Genomic DNA, 6,068 nt, shown 5'->3' on the forward strand with positions numbered 1-6,068 from the left:
TGGCTGGCATCCAGCCACCCCACAGCCGTCAGTCCGGCACCGTCAGCACGATCCGGCCCTCGCAGTCCCCGGATTCGAGCAGGCGGTGCGCCTCGGCGGCCTGCGCCAGCGGCAGCGTGGTGTGCGGCATGCTCACCGCGCCCGCGGCCACCCACTCGATCGCGCGGCGCGCGGCGGCCTCCGCGGCAGTCGGATCCTGCATCAGCAGTCCGCCGACGTTGAAACCCAGGACGGCGCGGTTGGCGAGCCACAACTCGTTGGCACCGACCTTCACGTCGTCCTCTCCGCTCGCATTGCCCACGGCGAGAAGCCGGCCCAGCGGCGCGAGCACGTCGAGACTCTCGGCGCGCAACCGGCCGCCGACCGGGTCCACGACGATGTCCACCGAATCGATGCCCGCGTCCGACAGGGCGCTGGGAAATCCGTTGCTCGACACCACCAGGTCGTATCCGTACCGCTCGGCCTCCGCCGCACGCCGGGAGGACCGGACCGTGCCCAGCACCTGCGCGGCGCCGAGCCGACGGGCCACCTGTGCGGTGATGCCCGAGAGGGCACCTGCGGCGCCGTGGATCAGCACCTGGCTTCCCGGACCGACATTGCCCACGAGTTCCAGTGACAGCAGCGCCGTGGTCGTGTTCGGGACCACCGCCACCGCCTTGGCGGCATCGAGGCGAGGGTCGACGGAATCCAGCGGGATCGTGATGGCCGCATCGGCCACCGACACTTCGGCATAGCCGCCCGCGGTGGGGCGAGAGAGCGTCACGACGGGCTGGCCGACCCGCAGATGATGCACGCCGGCACCGACTTCCCGCACCGTTCCCGCCACCTCGAGGCCGGGCACGATCGGTGGTGTCCCGCCGAATTCACCACGCCGCATGAGGACGTCCGCCAACCCGACCGCCGCGTGCGACACATCGATACTCGCCTGGCCGGGCCCCGGCTCCGGAACGGCGAGGTCGGCCGCCTCGAGGACGTCTACCGCGCCGAAGCGTGAAATGGTGATCGCGCGCATGCCTACCTCGTCATCTCGTCGTCGCACGGGTACGGCCGCCACCGTAGTACGGTGACGGCCGCGGCGAGCCCTCCGGGCGGGTGTGCTGTCAGTGGTCGCCGATCTCCAGCACGAGCTTGCCGGTGTTGGCGCCGTCGAACAGCAGATTGAGTGTGCGGCCGAAGGCCTCGACGCCGCCGGTCTCGACCTGCTCGCGGGTCACGATCTCCCCGGCGCGGATCCACTCCGACATCGCCTCCATGCCCTCGGGGAACCGGTCGAGGTAGTCGAACACGATGAACCCGGTCATCGACGCCCGGTTGACCAGCAGCGACAGGTACCGGGACGGGCCGGGCTGCGGGTCGGTGGCGTTGTATCCGGAGATCGCACCGCACAGCGCGACCCGGGCGTTCTTGCGGAGCCGGGCCAGTGCGGCGTCGAGGATCTCGCCGCCGACGTTGTCGAAATAGATGTCGATTCCGTCCGGGGCCGCGGCGCGCAGCGCCTTCCCGACCGATTCGGATTTGTAGTCGATCGCCGCGTCGAAACCCAGATCCTCGGTCAGCCACGCACACTTCTCCGGGCCGCCGGCGATGCCGATCACGGTGGCGCCCTTCAGCTTGGCGATCTGCCCGGCGATACTCCCGACCGCTCCGGCCGCCCCCGAGATGAGCACGGTGTCGCCCTTCTCCAGCTTGCCGACATCGGTGAGGCCGAAATAGGCGGTCATGCCGGGGAAACCGAGCGCGCCCAGCCACGTCGGTGCCGGGGCGAGCGACTCGTCGACGGCGAGAGCGCCGCGGCCGTCGGAGAGCGCGAACTCCTGCACACCGAACTGCCCGGAGACGAGCTGTCCCTCCGGGAACTTCGCGTTCTTCGACGCCACCACCCGGCCGACGGCGTGGGTGCGCATCACCTCACCGATCGCCACCGGCGGCACGTACGACTTCACGTCGTCCAGCCACCCGCGCATCGCGGGGTCGAGCGACACGTAGTCCACCTTCACGGTGAATTCGCCGTCCGCGGGTTCGGGAATCGGTTCCGATGTGATCTCCCAGGTGGAGTCGTCGGGACGGCCGACCGGGCGCTTCGCCAGTCGGACCTGCCTGTTCACGGATGTCACGGTGTTCACCTTTCGGGTACTTCTGCGGTCAGTGCGTCGTTCTTCAGTGCGGTCCGGTCGATCGACCGCTTGAGGATCTTTCCGGTCGACCCCTTCGGGAGGGAATCAACGATCGCGACGATCCGGGGAATCTTGTATGCGGACAGTCGCTCTCGCGCCCAGCTGGTCAGTTCGCCGCCGTCCAGGCCGGAACCGGGGACGGTGGCCACGACCGCGGCCACCTCCTCGCCGTAGTGATCGTCGGGAACACCCACGACGGCGGCCTCGAGGATGTCGGGGTGTGTGTACAGCACCTCCTCGACTTCGCTCGGGTACACGTTGTAGCCGCCGCGGATGATGAGGTCCTTCACCCGGTCGACGATGCGCAGATCCCCGTCCGCATCGATCTCGCCCAGATCCCCCGTGCGCAGCCAGCCGTCCGAGTCCAGGACGGCTGCGGTGTCGGACGGCCGGTTCCAGTAGCCCTTCATCACGGTCGCCCCCTTCACGAACACCTCACCGACGGTGCCGGGAGGGCAGGCGGTGTCGTCGTGGTCCCGCACCTCGACCTCCAGCCGGGGCACCGCGCGTCCGGTGTAGCCGATCTTGCCGCCGCGGTCGATGTCGTTGAACGTGCCGAACGCGGTGGTCTCGGTGAGCCCGTATCCCTCGAGGATGGTGCACCCGAAGCGGGACTCGAATTCGCGGGCCACTTCGCCCGGCAGCGACGCGCCCCCGGAGATGGCGATGCGGAGTTGGGTGAAGTCCTGCGAGTCGGCGCCGTCCGCGGCGTGGAGCATCGCGTTCCACATCGTCGGCACCCCGGCCATGATCGTGAGCCGGTCGCGTCGCAGGAGGGCGAGCATCGCGGCCGGGTCGAACCTCGCCAGCAGCGACAGCGACCCGCCGCCCGTGAACGTCGCCATCATGACCGAGGCCTGGCCGAAGACGTGGAAAAGGGGAAGCCCGGTGCCCGTCCGGTCGTCGCCGGAACCGCGACTGCATTCGGCGCCGATCTCGCCGCCGGACAACAGGTTCCCGACCGTCAGCTCCGCGCCCTTCGGCCGCCCGGTGGTGCCCGACGTGTAGAGGATGGCGGCGGTGTCGTCGCGGTTCCGCTCGACGACGGGAACCGGCTCGGCGTCCGGTGTGGCGGCGTCGGGTGCGAGCGTCCAGGCGGGGATGTCCAACGCCGACGCGGCGTCGCCGATCGCGGGCCCGAGTTCGTGCCACACGATGGCGAGCGCGGCGCCGGCGTCGGCGAGGACGTACTCGGTCTCGGGCCGGGTGGACATCGTGTTCACCGGGACCACGACGCACCCCGCCGCCTCAATTCCCAGATACGCCACCACGAACTCGGGCACGGAGGGTGCGGCCAGGAGAATTCTGTCGCCGGGGGACAGGCCCGCTTCGGTGAGTGCTCCCGCATACCGGGTGCTCGCGTCGCGCAACTGTCCGTAGGTCAGGGTGCTGTCCGCGCCCCGTAGTGCGATGTTGCCGGGAGTGGCGTCCGCGTGGCGGGACACCGGATCGATCACATTTGCCATGTCGTCAACCTCCGACGCGGTAGCAGGACTATCCGGCCTCGACGACGCGGGCGACGGACTCGGACACGACCACCGGCTTGTCGGAGCCCTCGCGCTCGACGACCTGGCTCATCGTCACCTGGATGCCGCCCCCGACCTGTTCCGCGGACTGCACGGTGGCGCGCATCCGGATGCGTGAACCCACCGGCACCGGCGCGGGGAAACGGACCTTGTTGTAGCCGTAGTTCAGGCTGTGGGCGAAACCGTCGAACCGCAGCAGGGTCGCCGACAGCGCCGGTCCGAGGGACAGGCTGTACAGCCCGTGCGCGATGGTGCCGCCGAGTGGGCTGGCGGCGGCGCGCTCGGGATCGATGTGAATCCACTGGTGGTCGCCGGTCGCGTCGGCGAAGGCGTTGACGCGTTCCTGGGTGACGTCGTGCCAGTCGGTGGGGCCCAGCTCCTTGCCGATCAGCGCCGTGAGCTCGTCGAAGCTCGCGGGGCGAACGGGCAGTGCGGTGGTGTCGGTCATCTGTCTCCCTCAATTCCGGGTGGTGCAGGGCCTGGATGTGTCACGTTGGCTGCATCGAACTTCGAGGTGTTCGTCGAAATCCGACACTTGAACTTGACGACGGATTCAACTATACAAAAGAGAGACGCGAGTCACAACGCACGGCGAAGGAGAGGACACCTCGTGAAGGTTGCACAGAAGGTCGCCATCGTGACCGGCGGTGGAGGCGGTATCGGCGGGGCGATCGCAGACCGTCTCGCCGACCGGGGCGCCAAGGTGCTGGTCGCCGATCTCGATCCGAACGCCGCCGCCGCGGTTGCGGACGGAATCAACGCACGCCACCCCGGATCGGCCGTCGCCGAGGGTGCCGACGTCGCGGACGCCGATCAGATCCGGCGCATCATCGAGCGCGCCGAGACCGAGTTCGGCCCGGTCGATCTCTACTTCGCCAACGCCGGCATCGCGGGGGCACCCGGTCTCGACGCCGACGACGCCGGCTGGGATCTCGCGATCGACGTCAACGTCCGCGCCCACATCCGCGCCGCCCGGCAACTCGTGCCGAAGTGGATCGAGCGGGGCGAGGGGTACTTCGTGTCGACCGCGTCCGCGGCCGGGCTCCTCACTCAGATCGGCTCGGCCACCTATGCGGTCACCAAGCATGCGGCCGTCGCGTTCTCCGAATGGCTGTCGGTCACTTACGGGGACAACGGAGTCCGGGTCAGCTGCCTCTGTCCGATGGGAGTCGAGACGAAGTTGATGCGCTCGGGTGAGAACTCGGGTGATCCACTCGGCGTCGCGGCCACCCGCGCCGTCGTCTCGGCAGGCGACGTGTTGCAGCCCGAGCAGGTCGCCGACATCGTGCTCGACGCCGTGGACCGGGAGACGTTCCTGATCCTGCCCCACGAGAGCGTCCTCACCATGTACCGGCAGAAGGGGTCCGACTACGACCGCTGGCTGCGCGGGATGCGCCGCTACCAGAGTTCGCTGCTGGAGCACGCATGACACCCGAGCACGCAGACCTGGTCCTCGCCGAGCGGCGTGGACCGGTCCTGGTGCTCACGTTCAACCGGCCGGACAAGCTGAACGCCTGGACCGACGACCTCGAGGACCGCTACTTCACGCTGCTGAGCGACGCCGAGGACGACCCCGGCGTACGCGCGATCGTCGTGACCGGCGCCGGGCGCGGGTTCTGCGCAGGCGCCGACCTCGGACGCCTGCAGGCCGTCGGTGACGTCTCCGAAGAAGACCTCCTCCGGCCGCGCCCCCGCGACCTTCCCGCGACACTGCGCAAGCCGCTGATCGGGGCGATCAACGGGATCGCCGCCGGTCTCGGAATGGTGGAAGCCCTCTACTGCGACGTCCGGTTCGCCTCGGCGTCCGCCCGGTTCACGACCGCCTTCGCCAAGCGGGGACTGATCGCCGAATACGGCATCTCCTGGCTGCTGCCCCGGCTCGTGGGACGCAGCCGCGCCACCGACCTGTTGCTGTCGAGCCGCATGGTGGACGCCGAGGAGGCACTGCGCATCGGACTCGTCGACCACCTCGTGCCGGACGGGGCGGTCGTCGACGCCGCGGTCGCCTATGCCGAGGGGCTGTCGACGCACTGCTCCCCGACGTCGATGGCCGTCATCAAGGACCAATTACAGAACGATGCGGACGGCACCTACGCCGAGTCCGTGGCCCGCGCGGAAGGCCTGATGTTGCAGGCGTTCCGCGGGGCCGATCTCGTCGAGGGCGTACAGAGTCACCTCGACAAGCGCACACCCACGTTTCCCTCACTACCCGTCAGGAGTTCCCATGTCCCTGTTTGACATCTCGGATCGCGCCCAGCAGTTGCAGACCGATCTGCTGGAGTTCATGGATTCGCATGTGTATCCGGCGGAGGTGGTGTACGAGGAGCAGATGCGGGAGTCGGGGGATCCGCATTTCCAGCCGCCGGTG

The 6,068-nt window shown here is 69.0% G+C and carries 6 protein-coding genes and 1 pseudogene; 3 read left to right on the top strand and 4 right to left on the bottom strand.

Going from position 1 to position 6,068, the window contains the following annotated elements; all coding sequences use genetic code 11:
• Nucleotides 1-28: 28 nt before the first annotated feature.
• The 4 genes from QM693_RS23300 to QM693_RS23315 form a co-directional block, all read right to left on the bottom strand.
• Entirely contained in the window at nt 29-1,012 is a 984-nt protein-coding gene (locus QM693_RS23300) for a quinone oxidoreductase family protein (protein WP_283353553.1), read from the bottom strand.
• An 88-nt stretch (nt 1,013-1,100) separates the two neighbouring features.
• A complete protein-coding gene (locus tag QM693_RS23305) occupies nt 1,101-2,114 on the bottom strand; it encodes an NADP-dependent oxidoreductase (RefSeq protein ID WP_009474199.1) in 1,014 nt (337 codons plus the stop codon).
• Nucleotides 2,115-2,119: 5 nt separating this feature from the next.
• Nucleotides 2,120-3,640 carry an AMP-binding protein gene (locus QM693_RS23310; protein WP_283353554.1) on the bottom strand — a complete coding sequence of 507 codons (1,521 nt, stop codon included), beginning with the start codon at nt 3,638-3,640 and terminating at the stop codon, nt 2,120-2,122.
• A 28-nt stretch (nt 3,641-3,668) separates the two neighbouring features.
• Nucleotides 3,669-4,148: a MaoC family dehydratase gene (locus tag QM693_RS23315; protein WP_005252926.1), complete on the bottom strand. Its 480-nt coding sequence runs from the start codon at nt 4,146-4,148 to the stop codon at nt 3,669-3,671.
• Nucleotides 4,149-4,310: 162 nt separating this feature from the next.
• Between QM693_RS23315 and QM693_RS23320 the strand changes: the two genes are divergently transcribed.
• The 3 genes and pseudogenes from QM693_RS23320 to QM693_RS23330 form a co-directional block, all read left to right on the top strand.
• Nucleotides 4,311-5,129, top strand: coding sequence for an SDR family oxidoreductase (locus QM693_RS23320; protein WP_283353555.1), 819 nt, complete (start codon nt 4,311-4,313; stop codon nt 5,127-5,129).
• On the top strand, nt 5,126-5,938 hold the full coding sequence (locus QM693_RS23325; protein WP_283353556.1) for an enoyl-CoA hydratase-related protein: 813 nt from the start codon (nt 5,126-5,128) through the stop codon (nt 5,936-5,938). The genes QM693_RS23320 and QM693_RS23325 overlap by 4 nt, the downstream gene beginning before the upstream one ends.
• Nucleotides 5,925-6,068, top strand: a pseudogene (locus tag QM693_RS23330) (acyl-CoA dehydrogenase); the annotation flags it as partial. The gene QM693_RS23325 and the pseudogene QM693_RS23330, both read left to right, overlap by 14 nt.

Source organism: Rhodococcus sp. IEGM 1305 (assembly GCF_030058635.1).
Classification (GTDB): domain Bacteria; phylum Actinomycetota; class Actinomycetes; order Mycobacteriales; family Mycobacteriaceae; genus Rhodococcus_F; species Rhodococcus_F opacus_D.